This is a genomic window from Clostridium sp. JN-1, from assembly GCF_003718715.1.
Lineage (GTDB): Bacteria > Bacillota > Clostridia > Clostridiales > Clostridiaceae > Clostridium_AV.
This window is the reverse complement of record NZ_CP033465.1, coordinates 1,842,510-1,861,666: the sequence shown is the minus strand read 5'-3', so window position 1 is coordinate 1,861,666 and position 19,157 is coordinate 1,842,510. Positions and strand designations below refer to the sequence as shown.

Sequence of the window (19,157 nt, the reverse complement as noted above, 5' to 3'; positions counted from 1 at the left end):
AAATAATGGCGATGTAATTTTACATTATTTTTTTGTCATCTTTTAGCTTATAATTATTACTTTTATTTTAAAGACAATTATTATTAATTTTATTGTAAATAATAAAATTAGATAATTTAATTCACCAAACGTTTACAAAAATTTTTTTGTATTTAATTTAAATAAAATTTATGTTATACTTTATAGGGTCGAAAATGTACACTTTCATATTAGGAGGTATATAATGTTTAGTTTAACTCCAAAAGAAGATAAATTTTATACTTTTTTTATAGATAGTGCCGAAATAGCTCATAAAGCAGCACTATTGTTGCTAGATTTTTTAAACGATTTAGGAAATTCAGAAGAAAATTTAAAAAAACTAAAAGAGGTGGAACACGAAGGGGATAGGAAACAACATGAGATACTTCAGCAACTAAATAAAACTTTTATAACTCCTTTTGACAGAGAAGATATTTATTTAATTGCAAAAGGTATGGACGATATAATTGATTACATAGAGTCTTCTGCTAGTAGATTTGTCATGTTAAATGTAAATGATTGTACTAAAGAGGCTAAAATATTAAGTGATATGATAGTTAGCTGCTGTGAAGAAATAATTGTCATAATGAAAGAATTAAAAAATATGAAAACAAGTACTCTGATATCAAAGAAAATTATAGAAGTGAATAGGATAGAAGAAGAAGGAGATAAAGTTTCTAGAAGAGCAATTATGGATATATTTAGGGAAGATATGGAAACTATTGAAGTAATGAAGTGGAGGGAAATTTATCAATATCTTGAAGATAGTTTAGATGCTTGCGAGGACATAGCTAACATTATTGAAGGAGTAGTAATGAAAAATGCATAATACATTAGTTTTAACTTTTGCTATTATTATTATTGCGTTAATTTTTGATTTTATCAATGGCTTTCATGATAGTGCAAATGCCATAGCTTGTTCTGTTTCTACTAGGGTTTTAACATTAAGGCAAGCTGTAATTATGTCAGTTACAATGAATTTCATTGGTGCTTTTATGAGCGTAAAAGTTGCAGAAACTATAGGTAATGGAATTATAGATTCTGGTCATGTAGTTCCGGAAATTATAATGACTGCATTGATTGGTGCAATTATATGGAATTTAATAACATGGTATTTTGGAATGCCAAGTAGTTCATCACATGCACTTGTAGGAGGATTAATTGGTTCTGCAGTTGTCACAAGTCGTTCTCTTACTATAGTAAACTGGTCTATATTTTTTTGGAAAGTTGTATTATGGTTGTTTTTATCACCAATTATAGGATTTATAATTGGTTTTGTATTTATGACTATATTGAGATTTATACTTAGAAATACAACACCTTCTAAAGTTACAAAGATCTTTTCAAAGGCACAAATCTTTTCAGGAATGTTTATAGCATTAAATCATGGAGGAAATGATGCCCAAAAATCTATGGGTATTATAACTATGGCACTTGTAAGTGCTGGTTTTTTAGATCATTTTTCGGTACCCATCTGGGTAAAAATATGCTGTGCTATATCTATGGCACTTGGTACAAGCTTTGGAGGAAAAAAGATAATAAAGACTATGGGAAGCGGAGTGGCAAAACTTGCTCCTGTTAATGGCTTTTCTGCTGAAATGGGTGCATCAACTGTAATATTTATAGCAACTATGTTCGATGCACCAGTAAGTACTACACATATTATCACTACGGCGATAATGGGAGTAGGTGCAGCTAAAAGGGTTTCATCAGTTAGGTGGGCTTTAGCAAAAGATATAGTAATGGCATGGATAATTACTATACCATGCAGTGCATTCATATCAGGAATGGTTGTTTTCTTTATAAATTTAATAAAATAATAAAAAAATAAAAGACATCCAGTTGTTTTATTAAAGGATGTCCTTTCTATTTTTTGCATTGACTAAATTTTAGTATTAAGGTAATATTACTAAATGTAAGCAAGAAAGAGGGAGTTTTATACATGAAAAATGAGATTGCATCAGTTAAACCAGAAAGTATAGCAGAAGAACTGGGAATTGAGATAGGTGATTTTTTAATATCTATTAATGACAAGCAAGTTAATGATATTATAGATTATAAGTTTTTAATATGTGATGAATATGTAAATGTAGAAATCCAGAAAAAAGATGGTGAAGTTTGGAAACTTGAAATAGATAAAGATTATGATGAAGATTTAGGTGTGGAGTTTAAAGATCCTATTATGGATAAGCCTAAAAGCTGTCATAATAAATGTATTTTTTGCTTTATAGATCAACTTCCTAAAGGTATGAGAGAAACTTTGTACTTCAAGGACGATGATTCAAGACTTGCTTTCTTGCAGGGAAACTTTGTTACTTTGACAAATATGAGCGAAGAGGATATAGATAGAATTATAAAATATAAAATAAGTCCTATAAACATATCTGTACATACAACTAATCCTGAGCTTAGAATTAAGATGATCAATAATAAATTTGCTGGCAACTTATACGGCAGATTAAAAAAGATGGCACATGCTGGTATAAAGATGAATTGTCAAGTTGTATCATGTCCTAAAATAAATGATGGTGATGAACTTAAAAAGACAATAGAGGATTTATATGCATTATATCCTAATATACTCAACTTAGCAGTTGTGCCTGTTGGTGCTACAAAATATAGAGATAATTTATATCCATTAAAGTTATATGATAAGAATACAGCCTTAGAACAACTTAATATGGTTGAAAAAATCCAGAAAAAATATATAGATGAAATAGGAGTCCCTTTTGTAAGGATGTCAGATGAGTTTTATGTTTTAGCAGAGAAGGATGTGCCGCCTAAAGAATTCTATGGGGAATTTGAACAATTAGAAGATGGTATAGGAATGATAAGGCTCTTTAGAACGTACATAGAAAATTCACTGCCCAAAGTAAAGGATAATGTCAAGGGATCGTTTACAATGATAACAGGAGTTTCAGCCTATAATGAAATACTAGAAGCTTCTAATAAAATAAGGCTTATAAATGATAAAATTGATATAAAAGTAGAGAAAATAGTAAATAACTTTTTTGGAAAAACTATAACTGTTGCTGGATTATTAACCGCAGCTGACATAATAGATCAGTTGAGAAAAAGAGAAATAGGTGAATATGTAATAATATCAGATAACATGCTTAGAAGAGGATATGAACTAGGTGACAACGGTGATAAAGTGTTTTTAGATGATGTGACTGTTGAAGAGTTATCTAAAGCTTTAAATAGAAAAATCTTAATTCGCAGTTTTACAGGAGAAGATTTGATAGATATTATAAATGAACATTGTGAGGAGGAATAGATATGGGAAAACCGATAGTAGCTGTAGTAGGAAGACCTAATGTTGGAAAGTCAACATTGTTTAATAAATTAGCGGGGAAAAGAATATCCATAGTTCAAGATACCCCTGGGGTTACAAGAGACAGGATATATGCTGAAGCCGAATGGCTTAAGTACAATTTTACTATAATAGATACAGGAGGTATAGAACCTGAGAGCAGTGATATAATAATTTCACAAATGAGAAGGCAAGCTCAGATTGCTGTTGAAACTGCTGATGTAATAGTATTTATAGTAGATGGTAAGGAAGGACTTACTGACTCTGATAGGGAAGTTGCCCAAATGCTTAGAAAAAGCAATAAACCAATAGTTCTTGTAGTAAACAAAATAGATAATCTGAAGGATGAAAATAATATTTATGAATTTTATAATCTAGGAATTGGAGATCCTATTTCCATATCTGCTTCTCAAGGATTGGGACTGGGCGATATGCTTGATAAAATTGTAGAGAATTTTAAGGATCCTAGTTTATATGATGCAGAAGATGAATATGTAAAAATAGCCTTCGTAGGTAAGCCAAATGTTGGAAAATCATCCCTTATAAATCAGCTTTTAGGCGAAGAAAGAGTTATAGTAAGTGACATTCCGGGAACTACAAGAGATGCAATTGATAGTTTCTTAGAAACTGATTATGGAAAGTTTATTCTTATAGATACTGCTGGAATAAGGAGAAAAAGTAAGGTAAAGGAAGAAATAGAAAGGTACAGTGTTATAAGAACATATACAGCCATAGAGAGAGCAGACGTTTGCATACTTATGATTGATGCAGTACACGGCATAACAGAGCAGGATGAAAAAATAATAGGATATGCACACGAACTGAATAAGGCAATATTAGTTATAGTAAACAAGTGGGATTTAATAAAGAAAGAAACTAATACAATGAAAGATTTTAAAAATAAGATACAAACTGAACTTTCATTTTTATCTTATGCACCGTATTTGTTTATATCTGCTTTAACAGGCCAAAGAGTTCAAAAAGTGCTTCAAATTGTAAGAAAGTGTTATGATAATTACTCTAAAAGAATAAAAACTGGAGTTTTAAATGATGTTGTTAGCAGAGCTATAAGTATGAAAGAACCTCCAGTAGTTGGAACACAAAGACTTAAAATTTACTATGTAACTCAAGTAGGAGTTAAGCCGCCTACTTTTATATTCTTTGTAAATAATCCAGATTGTGTGCATTTTTCATATCAGAGATATCTGGAAAATCAGCTTAGAGAGAATTTTGACTTTGAGGGTACTGGTATCAAGGTAGAGTTTAGAAGAAAGAAAGAGTAATAATTTTACCCCCACTTAAGTATATATATACTGTTAATATTATAATAGTAGTGGGGGGAATAACTTGGATAACTTTGATATATACAATGATATAGCAGAAAGAACTCAGGGGGATATCTATGTTGGGGTAGTTGGACCTGTCAGAACTGGAAAGTCGACATTTATAAAGAGATTTATGGAACTTATGGTTATACCTAAAATTGAAAATTCTTATAAGAAAGAAAGGGCAAAAGATGAACTGCCTCAAAGTTCATCGGGAAAATCAATTCATACTACAGAACCTAAATTTATTCCCAATGAAGCTATAGAAGTAAATTTAAATGAGAATACTAAGTTTAAAGTTAGAATGGTTGATTGTGTTGGATATATTGTAAAAAATGCATTAGGTTATATGGATGGAGAACATGCAAAAATGGTTACTACTCCATGGTATGATTATGAAATACCTTTTGAAGAAGCTGCTGAAATAGGAACCAAAAAAGTTATAAATGAGCATTCTACAATAGGGCTTGTGGTAACTACAGATGGATCTATTACAGAAATACCTAGGGAAGATTATGTTGAAGCAGAAGAGAGAGTAATAAATGAACTCAAGGATATAAATAAGCCATTTATAGTTGTGTTAAACTCAGAACATCCATATAAACCAGAGACAATTTCATTAAAAAAAGAAATTGAGGAAAAATATGATGTACCAGTTCAATGTATGAATGTTTTGAATATGAACGAGGGAGATATAACTAACGTATTTGAGAGAGTACTTAGAGAATTTCCTATAAAAGAAATAAATATTGATATGCCAGAGTGGATTGAAAAATTAGAAGTATCACATTGGTTAAAAGTTGATTTTATAGATGTAGTTAAGGAAATGTGCAAAAATATATATAAGGTTAGAGATATAAATAAGTCTATAGACAGTTTAAAAGATGTTGAATTCATGGGTAAATCAAATATAGATGAAATAAATATGGGGCAGGGAGTAGCTAGGATAAATTTAAAACCTAAGGATAACTTGTTTTATAATATTTTAAGCGAAGTTTGTGAAACCGAAATTTCAGGAGAGAGTGAGCTGCTTTCAGCTGTTAAGGAGATGCATGCTGCAAAGACTGAGTATGACAAAATAGCCCAAGCTTTAACTGATGTAAAGGAAACTGGATATGGATTAGTTGCTCCTCAGCTTTCAGAAATGAAATTGGAAGAACCTGAAATGGTTAAGCAGGGAAATAGATTTGGTGTTAAACTTAAAGCTAGTGCACCATCTCTGCACTTTATAAGAGCAGATATCGAGACAGAAATTTCACCTATAATGGGAACAGAGCGAGAAAGTGAAGAAATGGTTAAATCACTTTTGGAACAATTTGAAAGTGATCCGTCTAAGATTTGGCAAAGCAACATGTTTGGCAAGTCACTAGAAATACTTGTAAAAGAGGGACTTCAAAATAAGCTGTATAAAATGCCTGAGGATGTGCAAATTAAGATACAAAAAACTCTTCAGAAGATTATTAATGAGGGAAATGGCGGTTTGATTTGTATAATCCTTTAATATTAAAAGAATTTGTAATATTCCCGTAAATATATTTATAAATCGTATTTTATGGTATAATCATTATCAAATATATATAATTATTGTTTTAGTGTACGAACTAATCTTATTTATATCATTAGTGTAAATTTAACTTGAAATTATTATCAGTATTTATGTATAATTAGTATGAATTAAGGGGCGTTACACGGAAGGATGAATAATATGGTAAGAAGCATGACTGGTTTTGGAATGGGGAACATATCGAACGATACAGGAGATTTTACTGTAGAGATAAAAACAGTAAATCATAGATATTGTGATATAAACATAAAGATGCCTAAAACTTTAGTATGCCTTGAAGATAGGATCAGAAAAGTTATACAGGAAAAAATTCACAGAGGAAAAGTGGATGTTTTCATAAATAAAAATGATTTAAAAAAAAGAGGAATTAAAGTTGATTTAAATGAAGATCTAGTAGATAATTATGTTGAATGTTTGAAAAAAATACAAGATAGATATGATATAGGGGAAAAAATATCTCTTGATTTGATTACTAGGTTTCCAGATGCGATTATAGTACAAGAAGAACAAGAAGATATAGAGAAAACTTGGAATGATATTATAAGTAAGCCCTTAAAAGAAGCTATAGATATGCTCGTTTCTATGAGAGAAAAAGAAGGTATCAAGCTAAGACAAAATATATTGGGTAAATGTGATGCTATTAAGGGTTTAATAGATAAAATAGAGGAGAAATCACCACTTGTAGTAAAAGAATATAGAGATAAGTTAAAAAAACGATTAGAAGAATTATTAGGTGATTATGATATAGATGAAAATAGAATTATGACAGAAGTTACTATTTTTGCAGATAAAGCATGTATTGATGAAGAAATAGTTAGAATGAATAGCCATATAATTCAACTAAAAGAAACCTTAGAACGTGATGAGCCAATTGGAAGAAAACTAGATTTCATTGTTCAGGAAATGAATAGAGAAACAAATACAATTGCATCAAAAGCTAATAATTTAGAGATAACTAATTATGCTTTGACTATAAAAAATGAAATAGAAAAAATAAGAGAACAAATACAAAACATAGAGTAAAAATTAGGAGGAAACATATGAATATAAAATTAATAAATATAGGTTTTGGAAATATAGTTTCAGCAAATAGACTTGTTGCTATAGTGAGTCCAGAGTCTGCTCCAATAAAGAGAATAATTCAAGAAGCAAGAGATAGAGGAATGCTCATAGATGCTACATATGGAAGGAGGACTAGAGCTGTTATAATTACAGATAGTGATCATGTAATACTTTCAGCAGTTCAACCTGAGACTGTAGCACATAGGTTATCTTCTAAAGATGAAGGAGATGAAGTTGAACCGAATGAGGTAGACGAATAATGGAGGAGAAGAAAAAAGGCCTTTTAATAGTTATATCAGGACCTTCAGGTACAGGAAAAGGAACCATATGTAAGTCTTTAGTCGAAAAAGGTAACTTTTTAATATCTGTTTCTGCTACTACAAGACAGCCTAGAAAAGGCGAAGTAGAAGGAGTAAACTATTACTTTTTAACTAAAGAAGAATTTAAATCCAAAATAGAAAATGACGATTTTATTGAGTATGCTGAGGTTTATGGGAATTACTATGGAACACCTAAATCAAAGGCATTAAATTATATCGAAAATGGCATCAATGTAATTTTAGAAATAGATATTCAAGGTGCACTAAATGTTAAAAAGAGTTATCCAGATGGAGTATTTATATTTATACTTCCGCCATCAATGGATGAGCTCAAAAATAGAATAAGCAGTAGAGGAAGTGAAACACAGAAGTCTTTGATGATAAGATTTAAATCAGCTTATGAAGAAATAAAATATGCATCAAAGTATAATTATGTTGTTGTGAATGATACTGTTGATATGGCAGTTAAAAGAATACAGAGCATAATAATAGCTGAACAGTGTCGTACAGACAGAGTAAAAGGAAATATACTAGGTCTAGAGGAGGAAATTATTAATGAATGATTCAATGATCAATCCATCCGTAGTGGATTTATTAAAAAAAGTTGATAATAGGTACACATTAGTAACCATAACTGCTAAAAGAGCAAGACAAATAATAGAAGGTTCTAAACCTCTTGTAAATGTTGATTCTGCTAAACCTGTTACTATAGCAATTAATGAAATATATGAAAATGCCATTACTTATAAAACAGTAAAGGAAGGTATAAAGTAAAATCATGGGCTGTAAAAAAAATATTGCTATAGGGGTAACTGGTGGAATTGCTGTTTATAAGGCATTAGATGTAATAAGCAAGCTAAAAAAGAAGGATTTTGATGTAGATGTTATTATGACTGAATCTGCAGCAAAATTTGTGACTCCCTTGAGCTTTCAGACGTTAAGTCAGAATATAGTAAGTTGTGATATGTTTGTTGAACCTAAGGCATGGGAAATACAGCATATTTCGCTTGCTAAGAAAGCTGATTTGATGCTTGTAGTTCCAGCTACTGCTAATATAATAGGTAAGGTTGCAAATGGTATAGCAGATGACCTATTGTCAACTACTATTATGGCAACTAATGCACAGGTTGTTTTTGCACCAGCTATGAATACAAATATGTTTAATAATGCTATAGTTCAAGATAATATAGAAAAGTTAAAGAAACTTGGATATAAGTTTATAAATCCATCTAGTGGAAGATTAGCATGTGGAGATTACGGAACAGGAAAGTTAGAAGATACAGATGTAATAGTTGAAGTTGTTCAAAGTATGTTATATGATAAAAAAGACTTAAAAGGTAAAAAAGTGTTAGTTACTGCAGGTCCGACTATAGCATCCTTAGATCCTGTTAGATATATAACAAACAGGTCATCAGGTAAAATGGGATATGCTATTGCAGAGGAAGCTAGAGACAGGGGAGCGGAGGTTACACTTATATGTGGAAATACATATATTAAGCCGCCTATTGGAATGAAAACGATATATGCTAAAACTAATGAAGATATGTTAAATGTTGTTTTAGATAATTTTGATAAACAGGATATAGTGGTAAAGGCAGCAGCAGTAGCTGATTATAAGCCTAAGACTTATTCTAATAGAAAGATAAAAAAATCAGAAAATGATTTTAATTTAGTTTTGACTAAGGATAATGATATACTTAAAAAACTTGGAAGCGTTAAAACTAAACAAATACTTGTAGGTTTTGCAGCTGAGAGCAATGACTTAATTGAAAATGCAGCGAAAAAACTAGAAGTTAAAAATTTAGATTTTATTGTTGCTAATGATATAACTGCTGCAGATTCGGGTTTTGCTTCAGATGATAATAAAACTACTATTTTGTGTAGAGATGGCAGGGTTATACCTATGAAAAAAATGCCTAAAAGACAAGTTGCTAGAGAATTATTTGACTTGATAAATATGAGATAATTTTATATTATCGTCTTAACTCCCACTTTAATATAAGTGGGAGTTAGTAGTTATTCGGCAAAATTATAGACGTTAATTAGTTTGAAAGGTGATTAAGTGAATAAATATGCAGGTGTTATAATTAATAATTCTTCTGTGCAGTTAGATAAAATATTTACATATAAAGTACCCCAAAATTTACTAGGAAAAATTGATATAGGGTATAGGGTAAAAGTACCTTTTGGCAGAACAAATAAGTTGATAGATGCTTTTATAGTTGAATTGTATGAAGAATATTCAGGAAATAATAAGATAAAGGAATTAAATGCAATCTGCGAATCATTTTCCTTGTTTAGTAAAAAAGATTTAATTATGATAACTAAGATGAGAGAAAAATACTTAAGTACTTATTTAGAGTGTATAAAGCCTTTCATTCCGGCAGGTATATTTAGAGGCGTAAAAAACAAGAAAGAAAATGTAATATATACTGGCAGCAAGTTGGAAGGAAAGCTTTTAAAAGATAATTATAAATTTATATATGATGCGGTTAAAAATAATGAAGGAATGTATAATAAAAGTGCATTGGCTAATAAGTTTAATTTATCTCTATCTTCAATAAATACTATGATAAAACACGGCTGTTTAATCATTAAAGAAAAAATAATAAATAGATATGATAATAGAGAGTATAAAAAATATGAAGCTAAAAAACTTAATCTTGAACAAAATGCTGCAGTTGAAAATATACTTAAATCTCAAGAAAAAGTATTTCTAATACATGGGGTAACTGGAAGCGGCAAAACTGAAATATATATGCATCTTGTAAGTGAAATGATAAAGCAAAATAAAGAATGTATTATACTTGTCCCTGAAATTGCACTAACACCTCAAATGGTTGAAAGGTTTAAAGGAAGATTTGGAAGAAATATAAGTGTATTTCACAGTAAACTTTCTGATGGAGAAAGATATGATGAATGGCTTAGGGTTAAACAAGGTAAAGTTAAGGTGGCAATTGGTGCAAGATCAGCAATATTTCTACCGTTTAATAACCTTGGATTAATAGTAATTGATGAGGAACATGAAGAAAGTTATAAATCAGATAGTAATCCAAAGTACAATGCAAGAGAAATAGGGAAAATGCAGTCTGAGTTAAAAGGGTGCAAATTGGTTTTGGGATCTGCTACACCTTCAATAGAAACTTATTATGATTGTATAAATAAAGATGTACAGCTCATTACTATAAAAAATAGGGCAGATGGTGCACTAATGCCTGATGTCAAAATAGTTGATATGAGAGAAGAATTAATGAACTCAAATAAGTCTATTTTTAGCAGAAAACTTTATCAAGGTATAGAAGATAGATTAAATAAAAAAGAACAGATAATCTTATTTTTAAATAGAAGAGGATTTTCAACATTTGTATCTTGTAGAAAATGTGGATACGTTTTTAAATGCAGACACTGTGATATTTCACTTACATACCACAGTGAACAAAGAAAATTAATATGCCACTATTGTGGGGCTAGTCAGAGCATACCGAGAATATGTCCTAAATGCGGCAGCAAGTATGTTAAGTTTTTTGGCGTGGGTACTGAAAAGGTTGAAAGGGAAATAAAAAAACTTTTTCCTTCGGCAGTAACTTTAAGAATGGATTTTGATACGACTAGGACTAAAAATTCGTATGAGCAAATATACAATGACTTTAAAAATGGAAATGCAGATATATTGATAGGAACCCAAATGGTTGCAAAAGGATTAGATTTTAAAAATGTGACACTTGTTGGAGTTATTGCTGCAGATGTTTCTTTAAATCTTCCAGATTTTAGATCAGCAGAAAGGACTTTTCAACTAATTACTCAGGTATCAGGAAGGGCTGGCAGAGGAGAGAAAAGTGGAGAGGTTATTGTTCAAACTTACAATCCAGATAATTATAGTATAGTTTTTGCTTCTAATAATAATTATACTGGATTTTTTAAAGAGGAAATTAAGATTAGAAAGTCCATGGGATATCCACCTTTTACAGATATTCTCCTCATAAATATGAGCTCAAAAAGTGAAGATATGTTAATAAAAAATATACAAAATGTTGGTGTACTATTAAAAAATAAAGTAGAAAAACATGATAAAATTAAAATGTTAGGACCATGTCCATGCCAAGTATCTAAAATAAAAGAATTATTTAGATGGCAAATAGTTATAAAAGGCAAAATAAATATAGAATTTGCTAAGGAAGTAAAAAGCATGATTTACAATGCATTAAAAGATGCAGCAAGTGAGATAAGGGTAAGTATTGATGTTAATCCAAATAATTTGCTTTGATTATATGTTATTATAATTAGTGTAAATTGTTTATATATAATACTGTATTTTAATGTATTATTATAATATTATTATATGATTGCTAGGAGGTATTTATTATGGCATTAAGAAATATACGAAAATATGGAGACGAACTTTTAAGAAAGAAGAGCAGGAAAGTAGAGCATATAGATAAAAAAATTATAACTTTACTTGACGATATGCAGGAAACTATGTATAAGGCAGATGGTGTAGGGCTTGCAGCACCTCAAGTTGGAATACTTAAGAGAATTGTAGTAATAGATGTTGGAGATGGAATAATTAGGCTTATAAATCCTGTTATAATATCACATGAAGGCAGCCAAATAGATGAGGAAGGTTGTCTAAGTATTCCAGGGGAACAGGAAAAAGTTGACAGACCTTATAAAGTTAAAGTAGAAGCTTTAAATGAAAAAGGAGAAAAGATAGTAATAAAAGGAGAAGGATTACTCGCAAGGGCACTGTGTCATGAAATAGATCACTTAGATGGTATATTATTTATAGATAAGGCAGTTGATGATTAATGAAAAACAATAATGTAAATGTAGTATTTATGGGAACACCCGAATTTGCAGTACCTTCATTAAATAAGCTCATTGAAAATTTCAATGTAAGGGCAGTATTTACTCAACCAGATAAACCTAAGGGAAGAGGAAAAAAGATGACAATGTCAGCTGTAAAAGAAGTTGCAGTGGACAAAAATATACCAGTTTATCAGCCTGTAAAATTAAAGAAAGATATTGAAGCAATAGAAAAATTAAAGTGCATAAATCCTGATTTTATTGTGGTAGTAGCTTATGGTCAAATACTTACAAAAGAAATTTTGGATATACCAAAGTATGGGTGTATAAACTTACATGCTTCACTTTTACCTAAGTACAGAGGAGCTGCACCAATAAATTGGGCTGTTATAAATGGTGAAGTAGAAACAGGAAATACTACAATGATGATGGATGTTGGATTAGATACTGGAGATATGCTCTTGCAGAGTAAAGTTGAAATAGAAAATAATATGACAGCAGGTGAGCTTCATGATTTACTTATGATAAATGGAGCAAATTTACTTTGTAAAACGTTAAATGATGTTGTAGAAGGAAATATAACTAGAAAAAAACAAGGAGAGTCTCCAACTAAATATGCTTCAATGTTAGATAAGAAGATGGCTAGAATAGACTGGAATTTGAAAAGCTTAAGTATAAAAAATTTTATTAGGGGTTTAAATCCATGGCCGGTTGCATATACTGAGTATGATAGTCAAAATATGAAAATCTACGAAGCTGAACTTCTAGATAAAGATTCAAAACATAGTCCTGGATATATAATCAGTGTTTGTAACGATGGAATAGAGGTTGCTTGTGGAAAGGGCAGCTTACTTCTAAAAGTTATACAATTTCCTGGGGGCAAAGCCATGAAAGTAAGTGATTATATAAGAGGACATGAAATAAAAAGCGGTATTATGTTTGGAAAATAAATTATGGTTATAGAAAATATGAGGTGTAGTTTATGTTTTATTTTGATAGTACTTTTATTATATTAATTCCAGCTTTAATAATATCAGCATGGGCTCAATATAAAGTTTCTTCTACTTTTAATAAATATTCTAATTATAGAAGTGCCAAAGGATATACTGGTGCACAGGTAGCTAGGATACTTTTGGATAGCCATGGTTTAAACTATATACCTGTAGAAGTTATACCTGGAAAACTTACAGATCATTATGATCCTTCCAGGCAAGTTATGAGACTTTCAGAAGATGTATTTTATAGTAACTCTGTAGCATCTATTGGGGTTGCAGCACATGAAACAGGTCATGCTATTCAGCATCAAAGACATTATGCACCTTTAGTTATTAGAAATTCGATAGTACCCGTTGTAAACTTCAGTTCAAGTCTTTCATGGGTACTACTTATAGCAGGAATATTACTTGGATTTAGAGGATTAACGAGCTTGGGAATATTACTTTTTACAGCAGTAGTTATTTTTCAACTTGTCACACTTCCTGTTGAATTTAATGCATCTAGTAGAGCACTAAAAATATTAGATAGCAAAGGTATTTTGTATGCTGATGAAGTGAAAAGTGCTAGGAAAGTTTTATCTGCAGCGGCTATGACTTATGTTGCAGCTGCGTTAACGTCAATAGCACAACTTGCTAGATTAATAATTTTAAACAGGCGAGAAAATTAAATAAATTATATTTTAAGAGGTAAAACGATGGATAATGCTAGAAATATAGCAGTAAGTGTACTTAAAAGGGTGTTGAGTGAAGGTGCTTATTCAAACATAGAATTGAAAAGAGAACTTAACTCTAAAGACATAGATGATAGGGATAAAGCTTTAATTACAGAAATTGTATATGGAACGATAAAATATAAATATACCATAGATATAATATTAAAACATTATATTAAAAGTGAACTTAAGAAGTTAAATATTGATGTTTTAAATATACTTAGGATTTCCATATATCAAATTAGGTACTTAGATAAAATCCCATCATTTGCTGTAGTAAATGAAGCAGTTGAATTGACTAAGATGAAGGCTATAAGAAATGCAAAATTTGTAAATGCAGTACTTAGAAATTACATCAGAAATGATGGAATTGACTACTGCAAACATAATGCCGCAGATGAAGAGCTGGCATTTAAATATTCTTTTCCACTTTGGCTTGTAAAAATATTTTTACATCAATATGGTTTAAAAGTTACAGAAAATATATTAAGCGGACTTAACAAAACTCCATCTGTAACTGTTAGAGTTAATAATTTAAAGGCAGGATATGATAAAACATACGACAAGTTAATTGAAAATGGCTATTCTATAGAAGAAGGGAAAATATGCCCTGAGGCTATTGTAATAAAGAAGGGTAAGAATATAGAAAATAATCCACTATTTAAAGATGGATTGATAACAGTTCAAGATGAAAGTGCAATGCTTGTTGCCCCGTCCATGGACTTAAAAGAGGATATGGTTGTTTTAGATTTGTGCAGTGCACCAGGTGGAAAGACATCTCATATAGCTGAAATTATGAAAAATACAGGCAAAATATTTGCTTTTGATATTCACCGCAATAAGTTGTCTTTAATAAAGCAGAATGTTGAAAGACTTGGAATAACAAATGTAAAATGCAGTGAATTAGATGCTGCAAATTATTCAAGTGATTATGAAAAAATAGGAGATAGGGTATTGGTTGATGCACCTTGCTCCGGACTTGGAATAATAGCAAAAAAACCTGAAATCAAGTGGACTAAAAGCAAAGAGTCACTAAAAAGTATTTTAAAAGTTCAAAGGGATATTGTTTCAAACGCAGCTAGATATGTAAAGCCAGGTGGAAAACTTATATATTCAACATGTACGTTAAATAAACAAGAAAATGAAGAAAATATAAAATGGTTTATAAAGAAATATCCAAATTTTGAAATTGAACCCCTTTATCTTGGAAAGTTAAGTAACATAATATATCATAAAGAAGGTTTTATAACTATTTTACCAGATGAATTGATGGATGGTTTTTTTATTGCTAAAATGGTAAGACGTAGGTAGGTGTGATAATGTATAATATTTTAGATTTAGATATTTACGAGCTAAAGAATTGGATGGAGGAAAATGGAGAAAGTAAATTTAGAGCTAAACAAGTAATGGAGTGGATTTATAAGAAAAACATATGGGATTTTGAGCATATGAATAATTTACCTAAATCTACTAAGAAAAAATTAAGTGAATCATTTTATATAGACATACCAAAAATCGTAAATATGTATACATCCAAGGCTCGTGATACATTTAAGTTTTTATACGAATTTATGGATGGAAATGTTATAGAATGTGTTGTAATGAAATACAGACATGGAAATTCAATATGTGTTTCAACTCAAGTTGGGTGTAGAATGGGCTGCAGGTTTTGTGCTTCAACTTTAGGTGGGATGGTAAGAAACTTAAGTACAGGCGAAATATTAGCACAAATATTAGAGGCACAAAATAAGATTCAAGATAGAATATCAAATGTAGTTTTAATGGGAAGTGGAGAGCCTTTAGACAACTATGAAAATGTCATTAAATTTTTAGATATGGTAAATTCTGATTATACATTTAATATAGGACAGAGGCATGTGACTTTGTCAACTTGCGGATTGATACCTAGAATTTTAGAACTTGCTGAAAAAAATTATCAAATAACCCTAGCCATATCACTTCATGCACCAAATGATGAACTCCGAAAAACTACGATGCCTATAGCCAATAAGTATTCTATAGCTGAAATAATTGATGCATGCAAATATTACATAAAAAAAACTAATAGAAGGGTGAGCTTTGAGTACGCACTTATAAAAGATGTAAATGACATGGATGAATGTGCTTATGAATTAAGCAAATTATTAAAGGGAATTTTATGTCATGTAAACTTAATACCAGTAAATAAGGTAAAAGAAAAAAAGTATGAAAAATCATCTTCAAGTAATGTAAAAAGATTTTATAATATTTTAACAAAAAGTGGTATAGAAACTACAATTAGGAGAGAGATGGGTTCAGACATTAATGCTGCTTGTGGTCAACTAAGAAGAAGTTATTTAAAATCTAAAAATGACCTGGAAGGGGTGTAAAAGATGGTGGGGATGCTATCCGATGTAGGAAACTATAGAAAGATAAATGAAGATTACTTAGGATTTTACAGTAAAGATGATTATAACATTTATATAATAGCTGACGGAATGGGCGGACATAATGCAGGAGAAGTAGCTAGTAAATTAGCAGTAGATACCACTATTGAATATATAAAATCTTTGAGTTTAATAGATGATATGGAAAGTGTTTTAATAGAAGGAATAAAACTTGCAAATAAAAAAATTTTTGAATTGTCAAAGAGCGGAGAAGGACTGCAGGGAATGGGGACAACTATAACTGCTTGTTTAGTAAAAGATAAACACATGGTAGTGGCAAATGTCGGAGATAGCAGCTGCTATATAGTAAAAAAAGAAGGAATAATAAAGGTAACTAAGGATCATTCTCTTGTTCAGCAATTAATTGACGAAGGAAGTATAACGGAAGAAGAAGCTATAGATCATCCTAATAAAAATATAATAACAAGAGCTTTAGGAACTAATATTTCTGTGGAAATAGATACCTTTGATGTAAAGTTGGATGATATAAAAAGAGTTATTTTGTGTACCGATGGATTGTCTAATGAAGTAAGCTTAATTGAGATGTATGATATAATATTAAAAAATGATAATGAAGATGCATGTAGACAACTTATAGAACTTAGTAAATTAAAGGGTGCAAGAGACAATATATCAGTTATTGTATTTTAAGGAGAGTGTAAAGATGATAGGTACTATGCTGGGGAATAGATATGAACTTCTAGAAAAAATAGGAGAAGGAGGGATGGCTTTAGTTTATAAGGCTAAATGTCATCTTCTAAACCGTTTTGTAGCGGTAAAGATACTAAAGAATCAATACTCAAATGATAGTGAATTTGTTGAAAAATTTAAAAGAGAAGCTACTGCAGCTGCAAGCCTTTCTGATAATAATATAGTAGATATTTATGATGTAGGTACCCAAGGTGACATAAACTATATAGTAATGGAATATATAAAGGGTAAAACTTTAAAACAAATAATTGTGCAAAATGGGAAATTGAATACAACTAGGGCTGTTAATATAGCTATCCAAATATCAAAAGCTTTAGCTTGTGCACACAAGAATAACATTATACACAGAGATATAAAACCTCATAATATTATGGTTACGGATGAAGGAGTAGTTAAAGTAACGGATTTTGGAATAGCAAAAGCATCGAATTCAGTTACAATTACAAATTCCAGTAAGGTTATGGGATCTGTCCATTATTTTTCACCAGAACAAGCCAAGGGAAGCTTTGTAGACTGTAGAACAGATATATATTCTCTGGGTATAGTTATATATGAGATGGTTACAGGAAGGGTGCCTTATGATGCAGACAGTCCTGTATCTGTGGCATTAAAACATATACAAGAACCTGTAGTTCCTCCAATAGAAATAAATCCTGATATTCCTCAAAGTTTAAATAAACTAATTTTAAAGGCAATTGAAAAAGAACCTGTAAAGAGATATCAAGATATAAAAGATATGTTAGCTGATCTTAGAAGAATAGAAAAGAATCAAGTTTTTAACATAAGTACAAGTGATTTAGATGATGATATGACTAGAGTAATGGACCCTATAGTTACAGATGATGAAGATAAGAAATACGATGATGATGATTATGATGAAGAAGATGAAGATGAAGAAGATGAGGACGATGAGGCTGACAATCGTATAATTAAAAAATTAAATCCTAAAAATAAAAAGAGGATACTTATAGCTGCTTTAGGTGTATTGATTGTAGTGATAGGTGCAGTTACAGGATACTTTGCATTTGGAAAGTCAGGAGCATTTGCAAAGGAGACTACAGTGCCAAATGTAGTTGGTATGAAACAAGATGAAGCTAAAAAGGCTATAGAAAATAAAAAGCTAAAGTTTGTACTTGCAGGTAAGGAAAAAAGTAATAAACCTGAAGGAACTGTAATTAAAACTTATCCTGCTTCCGGAGCAAAGGTTAAAGTAAATTCGGAAGTTAGGGTTAGTGTAAGCAGTGGTCAAGACACCCTAAGTGTTCCAAATGTAGTTGGAGTAGATTTGGAGTCAGCAAAGGACATCATTAAAAATAGTGGGTTAAAGGTTGGAAACATAAGTTATAGGCATAGTGATAGTGTTCAAAGTGGTTCTGTAATAAGTCAAGATCCACAGCCTGATTCAAATGCTGCATCAAACACAACTGTAAGTCTTGTAGTAAGTAATGGAGCAGAAGTTAAAAATGTTGCAGTACCGAATGTGACTGGAAAGAGTGTGGGTGAAGCTTACAGCATTTTATCGGGATCAGGATTTAGGGTGTCTAAATCAGCAGTAGCAACTAGCGATAGGTCTCAAGATGGAATAGTGTCAGGTCAGTCTGTGAGTGGATCAGCAAGACCAGGTGCAGCAATTAATTTGAGTTATTATCAGTACCAAGAACCAAAACCAGAACCAAAACCAGAACCAAAACCAGAACCAGACCCAAAACCAGATCCAAAACCAGATCCAAAACCACAACCAGACCCAGACCCACAACCAGAACCAAATCCACCGAAACAAGATGGTGGTACAACAAATAATAATCAATAAATTTATTAGTGCTTCAAGTAATTAAATTACTTGAAGCTTAACTAATTTTTGTTTAAAATTTATATTGAGTGTTTTTATTATATTTGTTTAAAATCTA

At 30.8% G+C, this 19,157-nt stretch carries 18 protein-coding genes; all 18 read left to right on the top strand.

The genetic code is table 11. The features are described from left to right. The first annotated feature begins 223 nt into the window (after window positions 1-223). The 18 genes from EBB51_RS08785 (at window position 224) to pknB (ending at window position 19,060) form a co-directional block, all read left to right on the top strand. Window positions 224-847 (top strand): DUF47 family protein, encoded by a 624-nt coding sequence (locus EBB51_RS08785; protein ID WP_123054130.1) that lies wholly within the window; start codon window positions 224-226, stop codon window positions 845-847. Further along, window positions 840-1,838, top strand: coding sequence for an inorganic phosphate transporter (locus EBB51_RS08780; RefSeq protein WP_123054129.1), 999 nt, complete (start codon window positions 840-842; stop codon window positions 1,836-1,838). The genes EBB51_RS08785 and EBB51_RS08780 overlap by 8 nt, the downstream gene beginning before the upstream one ends. A 122-nt stretch (window positions 1,839-1,960) precedes the next feature. Then, window positions 1,961-3,295 (top strand): DUF512 domain-containing protein, encoded by a 1,335-nt coding sequence (locus EBB51_RS08775; RefSeq protein ID WP_123054128.1) that lies wholly within the window; start codon window positions 1,961-1,963, stop codon window positions 3,293-3,295. 2 nt (window positions 3,296-3,297) lie between these two features. After that, window positions 3,298-4,614, top strand: coding sequence for a ribosome biogenesis GTPase Der (der, locus tag EBB51_RS08770; RefSeq protein WP_123054127.1), 1,317 nt, complete (start codon window positions 3,298-3,300; stop codon window positions 4,612-4,614). A 64-nt stretch (window positions 4,615-4,678) separates the two neighbouring features. Continuing rightward, window positions 4,679-6,157, top strand: coding sequence for a stage IV sporulation protein A (gene spoIVA / locus EBB51_RS08765; RefSeq protein WP_123054126.1), 1,479 nt, complete (start codon window positions 4,679-4,681; stop codon window positions 6,155-6,157). Between the two features lie 204 nt (window positions 6,158-6,361). Further along, window positions 6,362-7,243, top strand: a complete 882-nt coding sequence (locus EBB51_RS08760) for a YicC/YloC family endoribonuclease (RefSeq protein ID WP_123054125.1) — start codon at window positions 6,362-6,364, stop codon at window positions 7,241-7,243. A 17-nt stretch (window positions 7,244-7,260) separates the two neighbouring features. Then, the gene (locus EBB51_RS08755; RefSeq protein WP_123054124.1) at window positions 7,261-7,542 is read left to right on the top strand and encodes a DUF370 domain-containing protein; all 282 of its coding nucleotides are present in this window, start codon (window positions 7,261-7,263) and stop codon (window positions 7,540-7,542) included. Then, a complete protein-coding gene (gene gmk, locus EBB51_RS08750) occupies window positions 7,542-8,165 on the top strand; it encodes a guanylate kinase (protein WP_123054123.1) in 624 nt (207 codons plus the stop codon). Before EBB51_RS08755 ends, gmk begins: the two co-directional genes overlap by 1 nt. Next, on the top strand, window positions 8,158-8,376 hold the full coding sequence (rpoZ, locus tag EBB51_RS08745; protein WP_123054122.1) for a DNA-directed RNA polymerase subunit omega: 219 nt from the start codon (window positions 8,158-8,160) through the stop codon (window positions 8,374-8,376). Before gmk ends, rpoZ begins: the two co-directional genes overlap by 8 nt. Before the next feature lie 4 nt (window positions 8,377-8,380). Next, window positions 8,381-9,568: a bifunctional phosphopantothenoylcysteine decarboxylase/phosphopantothenate--cysteine ligase CoaBC gene (coaBC, locus tag EBB51_RS08740; RefSeq protein ID WP_123054121.1), complete on the top strand. Its 1,188-nt coding sequence runs from the start codon at window positions 8,381-8,383 to the stop codon at window positions 9,566-9,568. A 96-nt stretch (window positions 9,569-9,664) separates the two neighbouring features. Next, the gene (gene priA, locus EBB51_RS08735; RefSeq protein ID WP_123054120.1) at window positions 9,665-11,866 is read left to right on the top strand and encodes a primosomal protein N'; all 2,202 of its coding nucleotides are present in this window, start codon (window positions 9,665-9,667) and stop codon (window positions 11,864-11,866) included. A gap of 98 nt (window positions 11,867-11,964) precedes the next feature. After that, window positions 11,965-12,408, top strand: coding sequence for a peptide deformylase (def, locus tag EBB51_RS08730; protein WP_123054119.1), 444 nt, complete (start codon window positions 11,965-11,967; stop codon window positions 12,406-12,408). Continuing rightward, on the top strand, window positions 12,408-13,355 hold the full coding sequence (fmt, locus tag EBB51_RS08725; protein ID WP_123054118.1) for a methionyl-tRNA formyltransferase: 948 nt from the start codon (window positions 12,408-12,410) through the stop codon (window positions 13,353-13,355). The genes def and fmt overlap by 1 nt, the downstream gene beginning before the upstream one ends. A gap of 32 nt (window positions 13,356-13,387) precedes the next feature. Beyond that, window positions 13,388-14,068, top strand: a complete 681-nt coding sequence (locus EBB51_RS08720) for a zinc metallopeptidase (protein ID WP_123054117.1) — start codon at window positions 13,388-13,390, stop codon at window positions 14,066-14,068. Window positions 14,069-14,095: 27 nt separating this feature from the next. After that, complete coding sequence (rsmB, locus tag EBB51_RS08715; protein WP_123054116.1) at window positions 14,096-15,424, top strand: 16S rRNA (cytosine(967)-C(5))-methyltransferase RsmB; 1,329 nt, start codon at window positions 14,096-14,098, stop codon at window positions 15,422-15,424. An 8-nt stretch (window positions 15,425-15,432) separates the two neighbouring features. After that, a complete protein-coding gene (gene rlmN, locus EBB51_RS08710) occupies window positions 15,433-16,482 on the top strand; it encodes a 23S rRNA (adenine(2503)-C(2))-methyltransferase RlmN (RefSeq protein ID WP_123054115.1) in 1,050 nt (349 codons plus the stop codon). A gap of 3 nt (window positions 16,483-16,485) precedes the next feature. After that, window positions 16,486-17,190, top strand: coding sequence for a Stp1/IreP family PP2C-type Ser/Thr phosphatase (locus EBB51_RS08705; RefSeq protein ID WP_123054114.1), 705 nt, complete (start codon window positions 16,486-16,488; stop codon window positions 17,188-17,190). A gap of 13 nt (window positions 17,191-17,203) precedes the next feature. Further along, window positions 17,204-19,060 carry a Stk1 family PASTA domain-containing Ser/Thr kinase gene (pknB, locus tag EBB51_RS08700; RefSeq protein WP_123054113.1) on the top strand — a complete coding sequence of 619 codons (1,857 nt, stop codon included), beginning with the start codon at window positions 17,204-17,206 and terminating at the stop codon, window positions 19,058-19,060. Window positions 19,061-19,157 lie beyond the last annotated feature (97 nt).